We start from the raw sequence: 20,769 nt of genomic DNA, 5'->3' as shown, positions 1-20,769 counted from the left end.
CCTAACCATGGACGCTGTTACGAGATGACGCATTATCACTTCTTAAAAATGCAGGATTAATCACGCGTACCCACACAACCGATCGGTGAATGGCTGAAGCCTGAGCTATGTAGTGATATGATATGAAGTATTCGTGTCTGAGATTGTCTCTGACTCCAAAATTCATAGGTTACAGTTATGATCATCGTTACCGGCGGCGCGGGCTTTATCGGCAGCAACATCGTTAAATCCCTGAATGATAAAGGCATTACCGATATTCTTGTTGTGGACAACCTGAAAGACGGCACCAAGTTTGTAAACCTGGTGGATCTGAACATTGCCGACTACATGGATAAAGAAGATTTCCTGATTCAGATTATGGCCGGAGAAGATTTCGGCGATGTTGAAGCAATTTTCCACGAAGGTGCCTGTTCTTCCACAACTGAGTGGGATGGTAAGTACATGATGGATAATAACTATCAGTACTCCAAAGAGCTGCTGCACTACTGCCTGGAACGTGAAATTCCATTCCTGTACGCGTCTTCAGCCGCCACCTACGGTGGGCGCACGTCGGACTTTATCGAGTCTCGCGAATATGAAAAACCGCTGAACGTCTACGGCTACTCCAAGCTCCTGTTTGACGAGTATGTTCGTCAGATCCTTCCTGAAGCAAATTCGCAGATTGTCGGCTTCCGCTATTTCAACGTTTATGGGCCGCGTGAAGGTCATAAAGGCAGCATGGCGAGCGTGGCTTTCCACCTCAACACGCAACTCAATAACGGCGAAACGCCGAAGCTGTTCGAAGGTAGTGAGAATTTCAAACGTGACTTCGTGTACGTGGGTGACGTCGCAGCGGTGAATCTGTGGTTCCTGGAAAACGGTGTTTCCGGGATCTTTAACCTGGGAACCGGTCGTGCCGAATCCTTCCAGGCCGTGGCCGATGCCACGCTGGCGTTTCACAAGAAAAGCGATCTTGAGTACATCCCCTTCCCGGATAAACTGAAAGGCCGCTATCAGGCATTCACCCAGGCCGATCTGACTAACCTGCGCGCCGCAGGCTACGACAAGCCATTTAAAACTGTTACCGAAGGCGTAACGGAATATATGGTCTGGCTGAACCGCGACGCGTAAGTATGAAAATACTCGTAGTGGGCCCATCCTGGGTGGGCGACATGATGATGTCGCAAAGTCTCTATCGCACGCTCAAAGCGCGCTATCCTCAGGCGATAATCGATGTGATGGCACCTGCGTGGTGCCGTCCGCTGTTATCACGTATGCCGGAAGTCAATGAGGCGATTGCAATGCCGCTGGGCCACGGTGCGCTGGAACTGGGCGAACGTCGCAAGCTCGGCCACTCTCTGCGTGATAAACGCTATGATCGCGCCTACGTACTGCCTAACTCGTTTAAATCCGCTCTGGTACCGTTCTTTGCGGGGATCCCTCATCGCACCGGCTGGCGTGGTGAAATGCGCTATGGCCTGCTGAACGATGCGCGCGTGCTGGACAAAGACGCCTGGCCGCTCATGGTGGAACGCTATGTGGCGTTGGCGTATGACAAGGGCGTAATGCGCAGTGCGAAAGATCTGCCTCAGCCGTTGTTATGGCCACAGCTTCAGGTGAGCGACGGTGAAAAGTCGTTAACCTGCAGCGCGTTTTCGTTATCTGACGAACGTCCGATGATTGGCTTTTGCCCCGGCGCGGAGTTCGGTCCGGCTAAGCGCTGGCCGCACTATCACTATGCGGAACTGGCGAAACAGCTTATTGATGAAGGCTACCAGGTGGTGCTGTTCGGTTCGGCGAAAGATCACGAAGCCGGAAATGAAATTCTGGCGACATTAAGTGATGAACAGCAGGCGTGGTGCCGCAATCTTGCAGGCGAGACGCAACTGGAACAGGCTGTTATTCTGCTTGGTGCCTGCAAGGCTGTCGTGACTAATGATTCTGGTCTGATGCATGTTGCTGCGGCATTAAACCGTCCTCTGGTTGCGCTGTATGGCCCGAGCAGCCCGGATTTCACACCTCCGCTGTCACATAAGGCGCGCGTGATTCGCCTGATTACCGGCTATCACAAAGTGCGGAAAGGCGGCGCGGCAGAAGGCTATCATCAAAGTCTGATCGACATTACGCCCGCGCGCGTTCTGGAAGAACTCAACAGCCTGTTGCTACAAGAGGATGCCTGACGCATGCGGGTTTTGATCGTCAAAACATCCTCAATGGGTGATGTGTTACATACGCTTCCAGCGCTGACGGATGCACAACAGGCTATTCCTGGGATTCGTTTTGATTGGGTCGTTGAAGAGGGTTTTGCACAGATACCCACCTGGCATGCCGCTGTTGAACGGGTGATCCCAGTGGCGATCCGTCGCTGGCGCAAAGCCTGGTTTTCAGCCCCTATTAAAGCGGAGCGCAAGGCCTTCCGGGATGCTGTACAGGCTGAGCATTATGATGCGATTATCGACGCCCAGGGGCTGGTAAAGAGTGCCGCATTGGTTACCCGTCTGGCACATGGCACGAAGCACGGCATGGACTGGCAAACCGCCCGCGAACCGCTGGCGAGTCTGTTCTACAACCGTCGCCATCACATCGCCAAACAGCAGCACGCGGTGGAGCGCACCCGTGAACTGTTTGCGCAGAGTCTGGGCTATCAAAAGCCGGCTTCGCAGGGTAATTACGCCATCGCGCAGCATTTTCTTACTCATAGAAATGCCGATTCTCAGCCTTACGCGGTATTTTTACACGCCACTACTCGCGATGATAAACACTGGCCGGAGAACAACTGGCGGGAACTGATTCGCTTGCTGGGTGATGAGGGTATTCGCATCAAACTGCCCTGGGGAGCCTCGCATGAAGAAGCGCGTGCTAAGAGAATGGCGGAAGGGTTTGATTACGTCGATGTCTTACCGAAGATGTCCCTGGAAGAAGTGGCGCACGTACTGGCAGGCGCAAAGTTTGTGGTGTCAGTCGATACAGGCTTAAGCCATCTGACTGCTGCACTCGATCGACCTAATATGACATTATATGGCCCGACGGATCCGGGCTTAATTGGTGGTTATGGAAAAAACCAGGTTGAGATGAAATCATCTGACAATGCAACGAACAGCATTACGCCTTATGCTGTAAAGAAAAAACTAACAACCCTGAGTAAATGAGATGATCACAAAGACAGCACAGTTGTCTGCAATTCAAAAAGGAGGATACTGGATTTTATGTTTTGGTACTCTTGCTTCTTTAAGTGCACTTTTTATTCTGGACGTTAATGCCGCGACCAAAATTTTCACGCTGAGCAGTCTTGTTGCAGTAGTCATGATCCTTACTCAATGGAAAGAAGTCCTTTCGCAGAAGGCATTCTTATTATTACCAGGCGTGGTGCTATTGTTAGGGCTATCAAATCTCATCTGGCTTGATATCTTTAAGCCCAAGCACAGTGATTTCTCCGGAACATATCGCTCCTATCTTTACTCAGGAAGGATATTTATTTCAGGCGCGTTCATCATATTGGCATTTCATCTTGCAAAAATAAGCATGCGCAAAACCATTCTTTATTGCTCGATGGCGCTCCTCGCGGTGTGCCTCATTTATGCGTATCTGCAACAACCGACGCCGCGCATCACGCTTGCGTTTTTGCTGGCTACAACTACAGGCTACGCGACAGCAATACTTGGGGTCACCGTTTGTGGCTACCTGCTTAATCAGCAGCCAAAAGGTTTTATCTTCTATTTCTTTGCGGCGTTTGCCATAACGTTATTTACGCTGTTCTTAACCGAAACTCGCGCGGCAATATTGTCGTTCCCGGTAATTATTTTCATCATGCTGTTTATGCAGTTTATTAAAAACACCAAAACATTGATGAAAATAACCACTATTTTCTTTATTGTCGTCATTGCGGTACTTTTCGCTATGAAAGACATAGTGATGAGCCGTGCAAATAATCTGATGCAGGATGTTAACAGCTATCAAAATAATAATAGCCGGACATCTGTGGGGGCACGACTCGCCATGTTCGAAGTGGGAATTCTCACCGCCAAATATTCAATTATTGGTCAATCAATCGAAAGTCGTGCCTCAGCGATTCACGCTGCGAGTGTTAAAGATAAAAAATTAAATGGTGCAATGGTATTCGCAAACGTTCATTTGCATAATGAAATAGTTGAAGCGCTATCCCTAAAAGGGGTTTCGGGAGTATTATTGGTTATTGCTTTTTACCTCTCTCTGCTGTGGAGTGCAATACGTTTTCGCAACATCACCTTATTCGGAATAACACTATCATTATTATTATTTGGGTTAAGTGATGTCTTATTTTATGCCCGAGACATTCCGATCGTCACAACCCTGTGTATTGCTTTTAGCCTATTATTAAATAAGAAAGTCCATGATGACAGCAAAATTGTTTCTTAGCATCATTATTGCCACACGCAATAATGAACATTTTATCGCTGAGGCAATAACTTCAGTGATTAATAAAATGCCAATGGATTGTGAGCTTATCATTGTCAATGACGGTTCCACTGACGATTCCGATCGAATCATTAGGGAACAGATTGCTGACCATCCGCAGATAATTTATTACCCGCAGCAACAGCGGGGAGTTTCTGTTGCACGTAATGAAGGCATAAGACTGAGCCGCGGTGAATACGTCGCTTTTATCGATGGTGATGACGCGTTGCACCATGACTTTTATGACACAATCATGCCAAAAGTCAGGACGCAGCAATATGACATCATTGCGTTTAACTGGACGCGCAACTTTGAAGAGTTTTCGCAACCGACCTCTGACGAAGCTCACATTCCGGAAAACCCCGATTATCATACTATCATGCAACGGACTTTTCAGGCCTCTTACTGGCAGGTCTGGAGTCGTGTTTTTCGTAGATCGCTGATAGCAGATGACCGTTTCCCGGAAAAACTTCGCTACTATGAGGATGTGACGTTTACGCCAGCTCAGTATCTGAAAAGTGAGAAAATCTGTGTGCTCGATAAAACGCTTTATTACTACCGAGTTAACAGTAACAGTATTACGGAAAATCACTGCGAAGAAGATGTGAAGGATATGTTCCAGGCCTTAAACAGCCTGATTACATATACGAAAACGTACGAGGATAAGCTGGATTATCTTGTCCCTGCACTGATTAATTGCTATATCGAATTAAGAAAGAAAACACGGAAGATGCACGGGTATTATAAATATACCGAAGAAGAAGTTCAAATTATAGAAAAACTAAATGCGACATGCTCGCCATGTCAAATTGATAAGCCACGATTTAAGGCATTCATAAAGATTAGACTTTATAAAATTGATATTTATGTTTCCAAACTCAAATATCATTTTTTGCAAAAGTTACGATAACATAACGGAAATTTTATCATAAAACTCAGGGATGAGATAAGATTAGATTTCAATGGTGATACCTCAGTAAAGGGCAATCTATAGCAAAAACTACCCTACTATGGTATCATCCGACAAAATTATTGTATGGATATCATTATGTTTGGCGAACAACCGATATTAAACCAGAGAAGCTTCTCTGGTGGCCTTATTAATGAGAACGAGAGTGATTGTTTACATATTGCCTATGGTGTAAATAGAAGTTTTTTGTTTGGCGCATGTATATCTCTCACTTCTGTACTGACTTATAACGCCGATATTCCATTACATTTTCACATATTTTCTGATTACGTTGACGACGACTTCGCACTCCGTTTGCAAAAAGTTGCCGAGCAGCATAATACAAAGATCACCTTATACCTGATAGATAACAATTATTTTAATAAATTCCCCTATACTGTTCGTTACTCTTATGCCGCTTATTATCGCTTTTTGACCTGTGAGTACCTACAATCGTATACAGATCACGTGCTTTATCTTGATGCGGATATTATCTGTAAAGGAAGCCTGCGCCCATTCCTTAATCTGGATATGGGGGATAATATTCTGGCTGCGGTTCGTGATGTGGATATGATGCAGAAGAGGGCAGTCAACGTTTTTGGTTTTGAGCCGGATACTTATTTCAATACCGGTATGCTTTACATCGACCTGAAGAAGTGGCGAGAAGATAATATACTACAAAGTGTCATTGAAACGTTTGGCAATGAATCGCTGGCCCCTAAACTGACCTTTCCTGACCAGGATGCGTTGAATCTTCTGGTAAAAGGGAAAGTGCTATTCATGGATCGTCATTATAACAACTTCTATAATTTTGATGACGAACCTAAAATCAAAAATAATGTTCGCTATAAAGAGATTATTACCGACAATACGGTACTGATACATTTTGTTGGCGTTACTAAACCCTGGTTCGAATGGGCACAAGAATATCCAGCAGTTAAGTACTTTAAGGATATCTACGAAGCATCCATGTGGCGTGATAAACCACTTTTTGAAGCCAGTACGTTAAAGCAACTCAAGAAAAAATCAGTACACGAAAAGTATCTTGGCAAGCGTCTTGATAGCTATAAAACTTACTTACGCTATACCTGGCGTAAATGGACAAAAAAATAAACATCACTTACGCGCTGGCGAATGTAGCATCGCCAGCGCACCGCTTAGTTGCCTGTCATTACTTGCATTTTTTTTGCAAATAGCCAATATAGAATTTCAACGCGTCCAGAAGTTTACCTTTCCTGAATGCCTGGCGAGCATACACACGATAGTCGGTGGGTCGCATTCTTTCTTTATAGCTTCTTAGCGGCGTCAAACGCCAGGCAGTAAAGTTGCGGTAAAAAAGATATAAATACTGCGCAGCCCCTGTGTGTTCAACATACCAAGGCTTACGGCCACCCGTAAAATGCATAATCACGGGTAATTTTTCAGCATTGTATAAAAAGCTTTCTTTTTTATCTTCACTGAGTAGTGTATAAAGAAAATTCCATTTCTTATCTATAAACACCACCTGGTCACGTAATGCTAAATTAAGGGCATCCTGGTCGAGATATTTCAGTGCACCTTTACGCTCACTGAGGATATTTTGTGTTTTAAATTCAATATCATTATCCAACCAGCGTTGCTTGTTGACGTACATAAACCCGGCGTTGAAATATTTATCGCCATCTACGCCTAAGCGCAGGTTATTTTTGTGATTAATTTCATCACTGTTATCACTGACGACAGCACAAATGCGACCGGATATATCAATGTCTCTTAACTCAGACAGCGAAGAAAAACAGAGAACATCAACATCGAGGTAAACAAAATATTCCACATCTACTGGCAGGAGCCTAGGCACTAATAAACGAATATATGTGGATTTATTGATATGAGCCAAGGATGACTGGTTATCAAACCCAGCTAATTCATCAGCATCCAGACGGTATACTGTGATATCTGCACTGGTTTCTTTAAGTTTATCCAGTTTATCATCATCAATATCATAGCTGAAAACATGGAACTTTATGTTTTCTTGTATATTATTTAAATATACTGATGTTAACGCTGTGGCTAAATACTCAATGTAATTGCCATCAGAACAAAAAACGACATTTATCGGCGTTTTATTTTTCATTTTTATAGCCCTTTACGCTCTGTTCGTTTTTTAATTTTCTCTGCTTTATTTTTCGCGGTTTGCAAAAGATCCTGTTCTTCGGCGAGAATACTACGTAATGAATTGTTGAAATAGATTTTCAAGAAATAACAGATATCATTTCGCGTTAGCCCTACATCCAATGATGAAAAATACAAACCAATTAAATCTTTATTTCTCCAACGGAGAGGGACACGGCTTCGAATTTGTGCACGATGCAAATCGATAACGGATAACTTAGGGATGTGATGGGTATGTTCATAAGGCAGATGCAGAAGAAAGTGACATAAATAGCAATCGCGATGATTCACCCCAGCGATATGCATATCTCTGACCATCTCAGCTAATCGACGAATGATTTTTCGTTTCTCATTAAACTCAGGCTTATGCTGCTTCCACGGGCCACAATAATCTTCCAGACTAATGGTATTAGCAAGCTCTTCAGTAATAATGAATGACGTGATTTTCAGGGGGTTTAAGCCTTTCATCCCAAAAGCCACACCATGCATGGTATCCACACCGGCATCACTTAATTTATGAATCGCCTTCCACTCACGATCGGCTCCAAGAACAGGTAGTCGGAATGAAAGAAGATTTTTCAATACTTCTTTTAGCGTGGTGCCATAATGAATTTTAATAAAATATCCCGTCTGGTTCACTTCAAAGCGGAATGTTTTGCGTGTTTCAAGCGCTCGGAAAACTTTACCTGAAAGCAATTCAATCTCATGAAATGGATCTTTACCTTTCCAGAGGGAAAGGAAGGGTTCCTTTAACTCAACCATGAATATTCACCACTTAATTAATCCACACTATGCTTTTTGGCAGGGTATTTTTCCAGAACACGTTCTGCAGCAGAAATAACATCCTCAGCGGGGATACAAGACATATATCGGGCATTACGATCCAACGACTTCCTTTCTGGCATAGTCTGATAGTTGCCAGCCCAAATGAGCTCTAGCTTATCCGACCAGGGGTGCCAAAACTTATATTTTGTTGCGCCAAAAAGACTGACCACTGGCGTATCCACGGCGGCCGCAATGTGTCCTGGCGCTGAATCAACGCCAATAAACAATTGGGCGTGATCAATCAAGGCTGCAAGCTCAGGAAAAGACGTTTTTCCTGCAAAGCAGGTCACCGGAGGATGCTGGCAGTTTTCAGCGATTTTACTTATTACCTCAGCATCTTCCTTCCCAGGCCCCGATGTCAGAATGACATCCATACCTTTAGCATTCAAATAGTCGATAACCTGTGAGAATTTTTCTTCATCCCAGCATTTAAATTCTTGTCTGGCTGTAGGCTGAATAACTACATATCGCTCTGATATACCTTGCTCTTTCATCTTTGAGGATAAGGTTAGCCAGTGACGATTGTCATAAGGCATCGATGTCATCGGAACCACATCGTTAATCCCCAAAAGGGTTAAAATTGAAAGATTTTGCTCGACAATATGTTCACCGGCATCATCCAGGGTTTTATCGTAGGAATTGACCCAGTATCGCGAGTTACGTCGACCATAGTTAAATCCTATTTTTAAACCCGCAGGAATCATGCGTAAGAATAACCCAAGACCAATCTGGCTTGACAGATTAATAATAATATCATATTTATTCTTACGAAATTCTTTGATCAAAGAATAACTGTTCTGAATTTTTTTCAGTATGGTTGACTTTCTGTCCTCCATACCATAGATATTATTTACTTTATCATTTTCGCTTATAATTTGCTTTGTTGAATTATAAACTAACATATCAATAGCAGAATCAGGATAGTGTTGCTTCAACGTATTAATTACGGGCGTTGTGAGCAAAACATCACCTTGAAATTTGAGCTTAATGATAAGTATCTTTTTTGGTTTTTTTAGCATTCGCAAATTAATCGCAATATTTTTTAGCCAAGTTCGCTTGGTGATATAAAAGGTATCACTTCATAAGGAACGCGAGTGTGAGTCGACATATTAAATACTTTAATATCAACATTTTTCTGCATAAAAATAAAATATGCCATCACTTTTTTGAAGTCGTAATCCAGCCTGCATGGAAGAGCATTCTTTTCTTTGCTTTCAGGGTTTTCGTAAAAACGCCCTGTGGATTCATTCATATCCAGACCAGAGCAAATGATTCTTCTATACTTTAAACTATAGGCGATTTGCATAGCACCAAAGGCTACAGTATGGCATGGACAGTAACCTTTGACGATATCACACGAAAAACCTACTTTTCGGCTTCGCCAAAAAAGTGGAATATGGATTTTTATATCCGGTGATTTTTCGGACTTAAAAAAATACTTTACTATCTCTAACGGTCCACCAAACTGGTTGGTATATACGTCTTTTAAAATCAAACATTTCCTGCGCAATACTTCTTTGTCTTCACTCTTCGCTTTATTATATAGATCAAAGCTAATGATGGAATATTTGCTTTTATCAATGCTGTTCCAAAACTCATCTGGTTTTGCCTGATAAAATTTCTTATCTGTTACCAGATAAATAAAGGGAACAATATCATTATTAATGAGATACGTCGCTGAACCATTGACGGCGATCGTATCGTTGTTACGCAGAATATTAAGGGGAGTATCGTGAGAACTTTTACCAGACAGAAAAATAATAACATCGCTGCTGGACTTATTGTTTATTATGTTCTCAACATCACCTTGTTTAAGGTAAAGGAAGTCTACGCTTTCCATTCTCTATCTCGCCTTGACAAATATTATTATTTATACATGCCTTTTACTTCTCATAATGGTTTTTATATGTTTATCCTGATGTGAATACAGACACATGCGCCTTAAATTCGTCAGTGACGACAACAAACTTTCCATATCAAAGACGAGTTTACGCCTTACCTTTAATTTTTTTGATAAATTTACGTAATTTAGCTTTATATATTACAGAATAGTACCCGAAATCTTTAATTTCATTAGGAATCCCTAAATGTCTTTCCATCGCAATACGGTCACGCGCTTTCCTCTCGGCATTACAGCTTTTTCCGGAAAGATCAATAATGCGGACACCATTATCACTGACAATAAAATTGCCACGATGAGGATCGCCAGATAGCATATTTAATGCATGCAACCGTTCCATTGACGATTTTATTTCTTTTTTAACTTCTTCTGGAACCGCAGGCATATCGTTAAGTTCAACACCCTCGACATACTCAATCAGCATAATGAATACGCTGGCATAATTGAAAATTTTGCGCTCTGCCAGAAAATAAAAATCATTAGGAAATGTCAATCCCGCATTGCGTACCCGATCCGTTTCAAGGATGAGGCTCTTATAGTAATCCCCTTTAACGAAGGATTTAAAGAAACGCTCATTCCTTTTCGTTTTGGGAGCAAAAACTTTAAACACATACCGACCATATTGGGTATCAATTAAAGATACTTTGGTATCGTCAATATTTCTTAATACTTTTACTGTTTTAAAATTGTAGGAGAGAACTTCATCAAAGATCTTTTTATATTTTTCATCATTATCTTTGAAGTAAAATGAAAAACCCCGATATCGCGTATATGCAATCATAATATCAACTTATCCATCAAGACCACCAATAATAATATCCGCTGCCTTCTCCGGCAGAGTGTACAAATCTTGCGTATCTGCATAATGTCTCGCGTTTTCCGCCCATGCAGTGCGCAACGGTGGTTGCGTTAATGCTTTACGTAAAATGTCGTTCAACGTTTCCTGGCGAAAAGGCTCTGCGATTGTCATGCCGCAATTAGCATCGGCAATGTAATGCGCATAACCACATACTGCAGTCGTGATGACAGGCAAGCCGGCGGTAATTGCCTCAAGTAAAACGATACCCGCGGCTTCCTGATAGGCCGGATGCAACAATAAATCCGCGGCGGCCATTAATTCCGCAACGTCATTCCTTCCTGAAAAGAAATGCACATTACCCCTTACGCCACGCTTTTCCGCCAGCGCTTCGAACTTTCGCGGTTTATCCTGACCAACAATATACAAGAGTGTGTTATGTCGTAATGATGCCGGTAATGAAGCCAACGCTTCAATGGATCGATCCACCCCCTTGCGGGTAAAGTCCGAGCCTACCTGCAACAATAAGTGTTGCTGCTCCGTGATGCCATTCTTCCGACGGTATACGTCGCGGGCGTTGGGAATTTGCTCGCTATATTTTCGATCAGGATAAATCCCTGGCGGCAGAATATGAAAACGATCCGCCTCAGTCTGATAATGTTTCTGAAAGTCAGCAATCTGCTTATCCGTCAACATGAGCAACTGGGTTGCTTTTCCTTGCTCAAATGTTGCCCGTTCAAACGCAGCATAATGACGATAACGCGATGTCAGTCGGTAAAAAAAACCTTTTTCCTGGGCGACCTTCTCGGCGTAACAGACGTCGGCGGCATAATAAACATCCAGCCCCGGCATTTTATTAAAACCGACCACGCGATCTACCGGGTGTTCACGCAAATGCGCCTGCACCCAGGCATAATATTCAGCATTACGCCCATGGTTTGTTCGCGATTTCACCGGTACGCGGATGAGTTCAAAAACATCAGGACACTCGCCATCCCAGGATTGTGTATAGACACGAACCTGATGGCCACGCGCAGCAACGGTTTGCGCAATCCGCATAAAGTCACGCTGTAATCCACCGAACGGAAAATACTTATACAAGCAAAAAGCAACAATCATAATGACGCATCCATTGCATTAAATTGCACGTTACTGATTACAGGAGCTGTTAATAACATTCCCCCGTGAAAACGCATCTTTATGACCAGAATTTTTCGAAAAGGCTTTTCCACATGCGACTCTTTTTTGTGATTATCCGGCAAAGGTAAGCAGAAAAAAGCACGCTACCGCCCCAGGCTCAACAGCTACCTGATTACTGATACCGCACTGACTTTTACACGCTAGTGTACCACTTCTTTCGCTTCAATCCGACTCGAATGAAAGTTAGCCAAATTGGGATTTTTTCATATTTGAATCAGTCCGATACTCATTATTTCAGCACTTTCGCGTCCGCCCCTGGATTCTGTAGAGAAAGGCTGGGAAAGCCGACATCAATAATTGGCATAAAAATGCAAAAAATGTGTAGTCCGGGTACTGAATTAGCCGCACTTAAGGCTATTTAAGTCAAAATCAGGAAAAGTAATGGTAAAGCCCTGACTAAATACATAGAATCCCCAGCACATCCCTAAGTCAGCTATTTACTATGCTCGAATTGCTTTACACCGCTCTTCTCTACCTTATTCAGCCCTTGATCTGGATACGGCTCTGGGTGCGCGGACGTAAGGCCCCGGCCTACCGTAAACGCTGGGGCGAACGCTACGGCTTCTATCGCCGTCCCCTGAAGCCTGGCGGGATCATGCTTCATTCCGTCTCTGTTGGTGAAACATTAGCAGCTATCCCGTTAGTTCGCGCCCTGCGGCACCGTTATCCCGATCTGCCGATCACCGTCACCACGATGACGCCGACGGGTTCCGAGCGTGTCCAGTCCGCCTTCGGCAGCGATGTCCAGCACGTTTATCTTCCCTATGACTTACCCGATGCGCTGGCGCGCTTCCTGAAGAAGGTCGACCCTAAGCTGGTACTGATCATGGAAACGGAGTTGTGGCCGAATCTGATTGCCGCGCTGCACAAACGACATATTCCGTTGGTGATCGCCAATGCCCGCCTTTCTGCGCGTTCTGCTGAAGGTTATACGAAACTGGGTAAATTTGTTCGCCGCCTTCTGCGCCGCATTACGCTCATCGCCGCACAAAATGAAGAAGATGGACAACGCTTCATCAAGCTGGGTGCAAAGAATAATCAGGTGACCGTCACTGGCAGCCTCAAGTTCGATATTTCCGTCACGCCGCAGCTCGCCGCGAAGGCTGTCACGCTCCGCCGCCAATGGGCACCGCATCGCCCAGTGTGGATCGCCACCAGCACGCACGAAGGCGAAGAAAGCATCGTCATTGCCGCTCATCAGATTTTATTACATCAGTTTCCTAATCTTCTGCTCATCCTTGTGCCGCGTCATCCTGAGCGCTTCCCGGATGCCATAAATCTCGTGCGTGAGGCTGGCTTAAGCTATACCACTCGCTCATCAGGCGAGGTGCCCTCTGCCAGCACCCAGGTTGTCGTTGGCGATACAATGGGCGAACTGATGCTGCTGTACGGAATTGCAGATCTCGCTTTTGTTGGTGGATCGTTGGTTGAACGTGGGGGGCATAACCCACTGGAAGCCGCCGCACACGCCATCCCCGTATTGATGGGTCCGCACACGTTAAACTTCAAAGATATTTGTGCCCGCCTGGAACAGGCCAGCGGTTTGATTACCGTCACCGATGCGGCCAGCCTTGCCAAAGAGGTTTCCTCTTTACTGACCGATGCTGATTATCGTAACTTCTATGGTCGTCACGCAGTTGAAGTTCTGTATCAAAACCAGGGCGCGCTTCAGCGTTTACTGCAACTGCTGGAACCTTATCTGCCACCGAAAACGCATTGAGGGCCGTTATGCAAAAACGGGCGATTTATCCAGGTACTTTTGATCCGTTGACGAACGGCCATATCGACATCATCACTCGTGCCACACGGATGTTTGACCATGTCATTCTGGCCATTGCTGCAAGTCCCAGTAAAAAACCGATGTTCACGCTAGAAGAACGTGTCGCGCTGGCGCAGCAGGCAACCGCACATCTTCCTGGCGTTGAAGTGTTAGGATTTAGCGATTTGATGGCGAACTTTGCCCATGAGCAGAAAGCCAATATTCTTATCCGTGGTTTGCGCGCCGTTGCTGACTTTGAATATGAGATGCAACTGGCCCATATGAACCGTCATCTCATGCCCGAGCTCGAAAGCGTGTTTCTGATGCCGTCCAAAGAGTGGTCGTTCATCTCTTCTTCATTGGTGAAAGAAGTGGCGCGTCATGGCGGTGAAGTCGCCCATTTCCTGCCCGAGAATATTCACCAGGCGTTACTGGACAAGCTGAAGTAAAGCGCCGTCTCCGGCTTACTTCTGGCAGTTTCTGCAATAGAACGTCGCTCGCTGGGCATGTTTTGACGCGATAATCGGCGTTCCGCATACCCGGCACGGTTCTCCTTTACGACCGTAAACCTGCAATTCCTGAGCAAAATAGCCCGGCTTGCCATCGCTTTGCAGGAAGTCTTTCAGGGTTGTTCCCCCCTGCTCTATGGATCGTAACAGAACGGCCTTGATAACGCGCACCAGCAGCGCGCACTCTGCCTGAGACAATGACGACGCCAGACGGTCAGGATGGATACCCGCAGCGAACAGCGACTCACTGGCGTAGATATTACCCACTCCCACCACTAATTTGTTATCCATCAGCCAGGGTTTGATAGCTGTTTTCTTTTTCGCGCACTTCTGTTGCAGGTAGACGTCGTTAAAATCCTCGCTCAGCGGTTCTGGGCCGAGGTGAGCGAGTACGTTGTGTCCTTCCAGCTCTTTAGTCCACAACCAGGCACCAAAGCGACGAGGATCGGTGTAGCGCAGGGTTTTACCGTTGCTCATCACTAAATCGACGTGGTCATGCTTTTCGGCGGGAAGATCCTCAGGAAGAATACGTAAACTGCCCGACATTCCCAGGTGGATGATGATCCAGCCGTCGGGAAGCTCCAGCAGAAGGTATTTCGCGCGGCGCTGAACGCTGAGCACGGGTTTATCGCTCAGGCGGTAGATTTCTTCTGACACCGGCCAACGCAGGCGACCATTACGCACATTGGCATGCAGAATGGTTGCGCCAACCAGATGTGGCTCTATACCACGGCGGCTGGTTTCAACTTCGGGTAATTCAGGCATAGCTTCTCCGGCTGTAACACAGACCCTTGTATTATGGGGACGACCAGAAAACAAAAAACCCCGCCGAAGCGAGGTTTTTTTACTACATCAAAGCAAGAATTACTTAATTTTTGCTTCTTTGTAGAGAACGTGCTGACGGACAACTGGATCGAATTTTTTCAGTTCCAGTTTTTCCGGCTTAGTACGTTTGTTCTTCGTAGTGGTATAGAAGTGACCAGTACCAGCAGAAGAAACCAGCTTGATTTTCTCACGAATACCTTTAGCCATGATTTATTTCCTCTTAGTACTTAGTACTTTTCGCCACGGGCACGCAGTTCAGACAGAACTGTTTCGATGCCTTTCTTATCAATAACACGCATACCTTTAGCAGATACACGCAGGGTGACAAAACGCTTTTCGCTCTCAACCCAGAAACGGTGAGAGTGCAGGTTAGGCAGGAAACGGCGTTTAGTCGCGTTCAGTGCGTGGGAACGGTTGTTACCGGTCACCGGACGCTTGCCAGTAACTTGGCAGACTCGGGACATGTCTATTCTCCAAAAATCAAATTAGCTCGAGCTTCGTATGGGGTATCGGCGCCTCGTCAGGCTTTACAGCCCGGTCATCGCATAGTTCTAAGTGAACTCTCGATTGCCAGGCCCAAATGCCAAACCCGAGATTCTCAAAGGTGGCGTAGTATACGCTGTGTCGGCGATGTGCTCAAGTCCCGAACAGACAAAGATCCCGATGGATCGAGCAAAGTGCGTTAAATCCAACCGCGTTCCGCAAAAGAAACGTACTCTCCGCGCCCAATGACAAGATGATCAAGCACACGGATGTCCATGAACTGGCAGCATTTTACTACGCGCTCAGTGATGAGTTTATCCGCTTTGCTCGGCTCTGCACACCCCGACGGATGATTATGTGCAAGGATCACCGCAGAAGCATTGATTTTTATCGCTTCACGAACAATTTCACGCGGATGAACCTCAACGTGGCTCAGCGTGCCGGAAAAGAGGCGGCTATGTTTAATCACTTTATGTTGCGCGTTGAGGAAAATAACCATAAAAATTTCACGCGACTCCATCGCAAACTGACTCTGCAGAAAGGAGCGCGTCAATTCCGGGCTGAGCAACGGGTTCGCGCCCTCCATCTGGACGTCATAAAAGCGCCGTGCCAACTCAGCAATTCCTCTCAGCTGCGCATATTTTGCTACGCCAATCCCGGCCACACCAATGAACTGAGAGTAGTCCGCCGTTAACAAACTGTGCAGAGAACCAAAATGGTTGAGGATATCTTTAGCCAGCGTAAAGACATCTTTTCCAGGGGTTCCGGTGCGTAGGAAAAGCGCCAGCAGTTCATCATCTGTCAGCATTTCTATTCCCTTTGCCAGCAGTTTTTCCCTTGGCAGTAAGCACTCCGCTGTTTCCATACCTGACCTCCTTATGCCAGAGCGCATGGTGGCATAGCCCTTAAGGGGAATCGACGCGCTTTTTCTCGTCCTGCGTAGCGCCTCGCAAAGTGATGAGTGGGTGAACACGCGACAGTTTACGGATTGTGATAAAATATCCGCCTTCTGGTGTAATCCAACAGGAAAGATCATGATGAGCCTGGCCGGTAAAAAAATCGTTCTCGGTGTCAGTGGCGGCATTGCGGCCTACAAAACCCCTGAACTGGTGCGTCGCCTGCGCGAACGCGGCGCCGATGTCCGTGTGGCGATGACCGAGGCGGCTAAAGCCTTTATAACACCGCTCAGTTTGCAGGCGGTTTCCGGGTATCCCGTTTCCGATAGCCTTCTGGACCCCGCAGCAGAAGCTGCAATGGGCCATATCGAGTTGGGGAAATGGGCCGATCTGGTGATTCTCGCCCCCGCCACGGCAGACCTGATTGCTCGCGTTGCCGCGGGGATGGCTAACGATCTGGTTTCCACAATCTGTCTGGCGACCCCGGCCCCTGTTGCCGTCTTACCTGCGATGAACCAACAGATGTACCGCGCCGCTGCGACTCAACATAACCTTGATGTGCTCGCCTCACGTGGTCTGCTTATCTGGGGTCCGGACAGCGGCAGTCAGGCATGCGGTGATATTGGCCCGGGTCGGATGTTGGATCCCTTAACCATTGTTGATATGGCCGCGGCGCATTTCTCCCCTGTCAACGATCTGCAACATCTCAATATCATGATTACCGCAGGTCCCACGCGCGAGCCGCTGGATCCGGTGCGGTACATTTCCAACCACAGTTCCGGTAAAATGGGTTTTGCTATCGCCGCAGCTGCCGCACGTCGTGGTGCAAATGTCACGCTGGTTTCTGGCCCTGTCTCCCTCCCCACGCCACCGTTCGTTCAACGGGTTGACGTGATGACCGCCCTGGAGATGGAAGCCGCTGTGCAGGCTGACGTTTCCCGGCAGAATATTTTTATCGGTTGTGCTGCTGTTGCCGACTATCGCGCTGCCACTGTCGCCAATGAAAAAATTAAAAAGCAGGCGACACAGGGCGATGAATTAACAGTAAAAATGGTAAAAAACCCCGACATTATCGCTGGCGTCGCCGCACTCAAAAACAATCGCCCCTTTGTTGTTGGGTTTGCCGCAGAAACGAATAATGTGGAAGAATACGCCCGGCAAAAACGTATCCGCAAAAACCTTGATGTGATCTGCGCTAACGATGTTTCGATTGCAAATCAAGGTTTTAATAGCGACAGCAATGCATTACACCTTTTCTGGCAGGATGGAGATAAAATCTTACCGCTTGAGCGAAAAGAACTCCTGGGCCAATTATTACTCGACGAGATCGTGACCCTTTATGATGAAAAAAATCGACGTTAAGATTCTGGACCCGCGTGTTGGACAGCAATTCCCGCTGCCAACCTATGCCACCTCTGGTTCAGCCGGACTTGACCTGCGAGCCTGTCTCGATGACGCCGTAGAACTGGCGCCGGGCGCAACTACGCTGCTGCCAACCGGGCTGGCTATTCATATTGCCGATCCGTCTCTGGCTGCCGTTATTCTGCCGCGTTCAGGTCTGGGTCATAAACATGGTATCGTGCTGGGTAATCTGGTGGGGCTGATTGACTCCGATTACCAGGGACAGCTGATGGTTTCCGTCTGGAACCGTGGTCAGGACAGTTTCACCATTGAACCGGGTGAACGTATTGCGCAAATGGTCTTTGTGCCCGTTGTGCAGGCCGAATTTAATCTGGTGGAAGATTTTGACGCCACTGACCGTGGTGAAGGCGGGTTCGGCCATTCTGGCCGTAAGTAAGACATTTACGCATCCCAATAACGTCATAACCGCACCGCAAACCGGGTGTTTGCGGTCATAGTGTGGATGCTCGCCTGGCAAGTGCTTATTTTCAGGGGTATTTTGTAACATGGCAGAAAAACAAACTGCGAAAAGGAACCGTCGCGAAGAAATACTTCAGTCTCTGGCGCTGATGCTGGAATCCAGTGATGGAAGCCAACGTATCACGACGGCAAAACTGGCAGCGTCTGTCGGTGTTTCCGAAGCGGCCTTGTATCGCCACTTTCCCAGTAAGACTCGCATGTTCGACAGTCTGATCGAGTTTATCGAAGACAGCCTGATCACCCGAATCAACCTGATACTGAAAGATGAAAAGGACACTCACGCGCGCCTGCGCCTGATTGTGTTATTGATTCTGGGGTTTGGTGAACGAAATCCGGGCCTGACGCGTATCCTTACAGGACATGCATTAATGTTCGAACAGGACCGTCTGCAGGGGCGCATCAACCAATTGTTTGAACGCATTGAAGCCCAACTGCGTCAGGTTCTGCGAGAAAAACGCATGCGAGAAGGCGAAGGGTTCACGACAGATGAAACGCTGTTGGCAGGCCAACTACTGGCCTTCTGTGAAGGCATGCTGTCACGTTTTGTGCGTAGCGAATTTAAATACCGCCCTACGGACGATTTTGACTCCCGATGGCCGCTGCTGGCTGCGCAACTGCAGTAGCAGGGTAGCCGGATGGCGGCTTCGCCTTATCCGGCCTACGGAATCTGTAGGCCCGGTAAGCGCAGCGCCACCGGGCAAATCAATGACGCTTAAACCCCAAATGCTTCCCGATACGCCCGTACTGCCGCCAGATGTTCCGCCATTTCTGGCTTCTCTTCCAGATACGCAATCAGATCTTTCAGGGTGATGATGGAAATCACCTTACAGCCATAATCACGTTCAACTTCCTGAATCGCCGATATTTCACCACGACCGCGTTCCTGACGGTCCAGGGAAATCAGCACACCCGCAAGCGTCGCGCTATGGGCCTGGATTATCTCCATGGATTCTCGAATCGCCGTACCCGCGGTTATCACATCGTCCACCAGCATAACCCGTCCCTGTAACGGACTTCCGACCAGGCTGCCACCTTCACCGTGATCTTTCGCTTCTTTGCGGTTGAAGCAGTACGGCAGGTCTTTATCATGATGCTCCGCCAGCGCTACAGCGGTAGTGGTCGCAATCGGAATACCTTTGTACGCAGGGCCAAAAAGCAGATCAAACTCAATTCCAGAATCCACCAGCGCTTCAGCGTAGAAACGACCTAACAACGCCAAGTCGCGCCCGGTATTAAACAGCCCGGCGTTGAAGAAATAGGGGCTCTTGCGCCCGGATTTCAGCGTAAATTCGCCAAACTTGAGTACCTGTTTGTTAAGCGCAAACTCAATAAACTGGCGCTGATATGCTTTCATGGATTCGCTCCTTTCACTTTCATCATTTACAAAATCTACGGGCAAAAAAAAGGCGACTCATTGGTCGCCTTAATATCAATTTTCTAACGCCGCCTTCTGCGTCGCCACAATGGATTCGATTCCCCCTCGGGCCAACGCCAGCAAGGTGAGTAGTTCTTCGTGGCTGAACGGCTCGCCTTCCGCCGTGCCCTGCACTTCTATAATTCGCCCGTCTTCGGTCATCACCACGTTCATATCGGTTTCTGCCGCAGAATCTTCAACGTATTCCAGATCGCAAAGCGCTTCGCCGTTAACGATACCGACGGACACCGCTGCAACCATCCCTTTCATCGGGTTGGTTTTCAGCTTGCCACTGGCAACCAGTTTATTCAGCGCATCGGCCAGCGCAACACAAGCACCGGTAATGGACGCAGTGCGCGTACCGCCATCGGCCTGAATCACGTCGCAGTCCAGCGTAATGGTAAACTCACCCAGTGTTTTGAGATCAACTGCGGCGCGCAGCGCACGTGCGATGAGACGCTGAATCTCCATTGTGCGGCCACCCTGCTTCCCTTTTGCCGCTTCACGCGCATTACGGGTATGCGTCGCACGCGGCAACATGCCATATTCAGCGGTGATCCAGCCCTGCCCCTGACCTTTCAGAAAACGCGGAACGCCTTCTTCAATGGAGGCAGTGCATAACACTTTGGTATCTCCAAATTCGACCAGCACCGAGCCTTCAGCATGTTTTGTATAGTTACGGGTCAGGGTTACGGGACGCACCTGATTAGCGCTACGGCCTGCTGGACGCATATTGAGATCTCCGGCTTGAAACGAATGTGGCTGCGC

The 20,769-nt window shown here is 46.9% G+C and carries 23 protein-coding genes and 1 pseudogene; 11 read left to right on the top strand and 13 right to left on the bottom strand.

Annotation, left to right across the window (positions count from 1 at the left end; translation table 11 throughout):
• Positions 1–177 precede the first annotated feature (177 nt).
• The 6 genes from rfaD to HVY19_RS00525 all read left to right on the top strand — a co-directional run bounded on the left by rfaD (position 178) and on the right by HVY19_RS00525 (position 6,475).
• Entirely contained in the window at positions 178–1,110 is a 933-nt protein-coding gene (rfaD, locus tag HVY19_RS00550; RefSeq protein WP_181682505.1) for an ADP-glyceromanno-heptose 6-epimerase, read from the top strand.
• A 2-nt stretch (positions 1,111–1,112) separates the two neighbouring features.
• Positions 1,113–2,159, top strand: a complete 1,047-nt coding sequence (gene rfaF, locus HVY19_RS00545) for an ADP-heptose--LPS heptosyltransferase RfaF (protein ID WP_181682504.1) — start codon at positions 1,113–1,115, stop codon at positions 2,157–2,159.
• Between the two features lie 3 nt (positions 2,160–2,162).
• Complete coding sequence (gene rfaC, locus HVY19_RS00540; protein ID WP_181682503.1) at positions 2,163–3,128, top strand: lipopolysaccharide heptosyltransferase RfaC; 966 nt, start codon at positions 2,163–2,165, stop codon at positions 3,126–3,128.
• Between the two features lies 1 nt (position 3,129).
• The gene (locus HVY19_RS00535; protein ID WP_181682502.1) at positions 3,130–4,374 is read left to right on the top strand and encodes an O-antigen ligase family protein; all 1,245 of its coding nucleotides are present in this window, start codon (positions 3,130–3,132) and stop codon (positions 4,372–4,374) included.
• Positions 4,349–5,323, top strand: coding sequence for a glycosyltransferase (locus HVY19_RS00530; protein WP_181682501.1), 975 nt, complete (start codon positions 4,349–4,351; stop codon positions 5,321–5,323). The genes HVY19_RS00535 and HVY19_RS00530 overlap by 26 nt, the downstream gene beginning before the upstream one ends.
• A gap of 138 nt (positions 5,324–5,461) precedes the next feature.
• Positions 5,462–6,475, top strand: a complete 1,014-nt coding sequence (locus HVY19_RS00525) for a glycosyltransferase (RefSeq protein ID WP_181682500.1) — start codon at positions 5,462–5,464, stop codon at positions 6,473–6,475.
• A gap of 58 nt (positions 6,476–6,533) precedes the next feature.
• On the opposite strand, the gene HVY19_RS00520 is transcribed toward HVY19_RS00525, so the two are convergent.
• The 7 genes and pseudogenes from HVY19_RS00520 to HVY19_RS20730 form a co-directional block, all read right to left on the bottom strand.
• Entirely contained in the window at positions 6,534–7,475 is a 942-nt protein-coding gene (locus tag HVY19_RS00520) for a glycosyltransferase family 8 protein (protein WP_181682499.1), read from the bottom strand.
• 2 nt (positions 7,476–7,477) lie between these two features.
• Positions 7,478–8,275, bottom strand: coding sequence for a lipopolysaccharide core heptose(I) kinase RfaP (rfaP, locus tag HVY19_RS00515; protein ID WP_181682498.1), 798 nt, complete (start codon positions 8,273–8,275; stop codon positions 7,478–7,480).
• Positions 8,276–8,292: 17 nt separating this feature from the next.
• Entirely contained in the window at positions 8,293–9,357 is a 1,065-nt protein-coding gene (rfaQ, locus tag HVY19_RS00510; protein ID WP_181682497.1) for a lipopolysaccharide core heptosyltransferase RfaQ, read from the bottom strand.
• Positions 9,358–9,380: 23 nt separating this feature from the next.
• The gene (gene waaZ / locus HVY19_RS00505; RefSeq protein WP_181682496.1) at positions 9,381–10,178 is read right to left on the bottom strand and encodes a 3-deoxy-D-manno-oct-2-ulosonate III transferase WaaZ; all 798 of its coding nucleotides are present in this window, start codon (positions 10,176–10,178) and stop codon (positions 9,381–9,383) included.
• Positions 10,179–10,326: 148 nt separating this feature from the next.
• Positions 10,327–11,019, bottom strand: coding sequence for a lipopolysaccharide core heptose(II) kinase RfaY (gene rfaY, locus HVY19_RS00500; RefSeq protein WP_181682495.1), 693 nt, complete (start codon positions 11,017–11,019; stop codon positions 10,327–10,329).
• Positions 11,020–11,028: 9 nt separating this feature from the next.
• Positions 11,029–12,153: a glycosyltransferase family 4 protein gene (locus HVY19_RS00495; RefSeq protein ID WP_181682494.1), complete on the bottom strand. Its 1,125-nt coding sequence runs from the start codon at positions 12,151–12,153 to the stop codon at positions 11,029–11,031.
• Positions 12,153–12,266 (bottom strand): annotated as a pseudogene (locus tag HVY19_RS20730) (lipopolysaccharide core heptosyltransferase RfaQ); the annotation flags it as partial. The pseudogene HVY19_RS20730 and the gene HVY19_RS00495, both read right to left, overlap by 1 nt.
• A gap of 410 nt (positions 12,267–12,676) precedes the next feature.
• On the opposite strand from HVY19_RS20730, the gene waaA reads away from it, so the two are divergent.
• Together waaA and coaD are read left to right on the top strand one after the other, a co-directional pair.
• Positions 12,677–13,954 carry a lipid IV(A) 3-deoxy-D-manno-octulosonic acid transferase gene (waaA, locus tag HVY19_RS00490; protein ID WP_181682493.1) on the top strand — a complete coding sequence of 426 codons (1,278 nt, stop codon included), beginning with the start codon at positions 12,677–12,679 and terminating at the stop codon, positions 13,952–13,954.
• 8 nt (positions 13,955–13,962) lie between these two features.
• Entirely contained in the window at positions 13,963–14,442 is a 480-nt protein-coding gene (coaD, locus tag HVY19_RS00485) for a pantetheine-phosphate adenylyltransferase (RefSeq protein ID WP_181682492.1), read from the top strand.
• A gap of 15 nt (positions 14,443–14,457) precedes the next feature.
• On the opposite strand, the gene mutM is transcribed toward coaD, so the two are convergent.
• The 4 genes from mutM to radC all read right to left on the bottom strand — a co-directional run bounded on the left by mutM (position 14,458) and on the right by radC (position 16,675).
• Complete coding sequence (gene mutM / locus HVY19_RS00480; RefSeq protein WP_181682491.1) at positions 14,458–15,267, bottom strand: bifunctional DNA-formamidopyrimidine glycosylase/DNA-(apurinic or apyrimidinic site) lyase; 810 nt, start codon at positions 15,265–15,267, stop codon at positions 14,458–14,460.
• Positions 15,268–15,366: 99 nt separating this feature from the next.
• The gene (rpmG, locus tag HVY19_RS00475) at positions 15,367–15,534 is read right to left on the bottom strand and encodes a 50S ribosomal protein L33 (protein ID WP_003024094.1); all 168 of its coding nucleotides are present in this window, start codon (positions 15,532–15,534) and stop codon (positions 15,367–15,369) included.
• Between the two features lie 20 nt (positions 15,535–15,554).
• Positions 15,555–15,791: a 50S ribosomal protein L28 gene (rpmB, locus tag HVY19_RS00470; protein ID WP_003024071.1), complete on the bottom strand. Its 237-nt coding sequence runs from the start codon at positions 15,789–15,791 to the stop codon at positions 15,555–15,557.
• 218 nt (positions 15,792–16,009) lie between these two features.
• Complete coding sequence (gene radC / locus HVY19_RS00465) at positions 16,010–16,675, bottom strand: DNA repair protein RadC (protein ID WP_181682490.1); 666 nt, start codon at positions 16,673–16,675, stop codon at positions 16,010–16,012.
• 172 nt (positions 16,676–16,847) lie between these two features.
• Here radC and coaBC point away from each other — a divergent pair, with 172 nt between their 5' ends.
• The 3 genes from coaBC (at position 16,848) to slmA (ending at position 19,210) form a co-directional block, all read left to right on the top strand.
• Positions 16,848–18,068: a bifunctional phosphopantothenoylcysteine decarboxylase/phosphopantothenate--cysteine ligase CoaBC gene (gene coaBC, locus HVY19_RS00460; protein ID WP_181684189.1), complete on the top strand. Its 1,221-nt coding sequence runs from the start codon at positions 16,848–16,850 to the stop codon at positions 18,066–18,068.
• A complete protein-coding gene (dut, locus tag HVY19_RS00455; RefSeq protein WP_014068349.1) occupies positions 18,046–18,504 on the top strand; it encodes a dUTP diphosphatase in 459 nt (152 codons plus the stop codon). Before coaBC ends, dut begins: the two co-directional genes overlap by 23 nt.
• Before the next feature lie 109 nt (positions 18,505–18,613).
• Positions 18,614–19,210, top strand: coding sequence for a nucleoid occlusion factor SlmA (gene slmA, locus HVY19_RS00450; RefSeq protein WP_181682489.1), 597 nt, complete (start codon positions 18,614–18,616; stop codon positions 19,208–19,210).
• Between the two features lie 89 nt (positions 19,211–19,299).
• On the opposite strand, the gene pyrE is transcribed toward slmA, so the two are convergent.
• Both pyrE and rph read right to left on the bottom strand, forming a co-directional pair.
• Positions 19,300–19,941, bottom strand: coding sequence for an orotate phosphoribosyltransferase (pyrE, locus tag HVY19_RS00445; RefSeq protein WP_181682488.1), 642 nt, complete (start codon positions 19,939–19,941; stop codon positions 19,300–19,302).
• A gap of 75 nt (positions 19,942–20,016) precedes the next feature.
• Positions 20,017–20,733, bottom strand: coding sequence for a ribonuclease PH (rph, locus tag HVY19_RS00440; RefSeq protein ID WP_042998636.1), 717 nt, complete (start codon positions 20,731–20,733; stop codon positions 20,017–20,019).
• Positions 20,734–20,769 lie beyond the last annotated feature (36 nt).

This window comes from Citrobacter sp. RHB25-C09 (assembly GCF_013836145.1).
GTDB lineage: Bacteria > Pseudomonadota > Gammaproteobacteria > Enterobacterales > Enterobacteriaceae > Citrobacter_A.
Note: the sequence above shows the minus strand (reverse complement) of the source record. Positions and strands in the feature narration are given on the sequence as shown.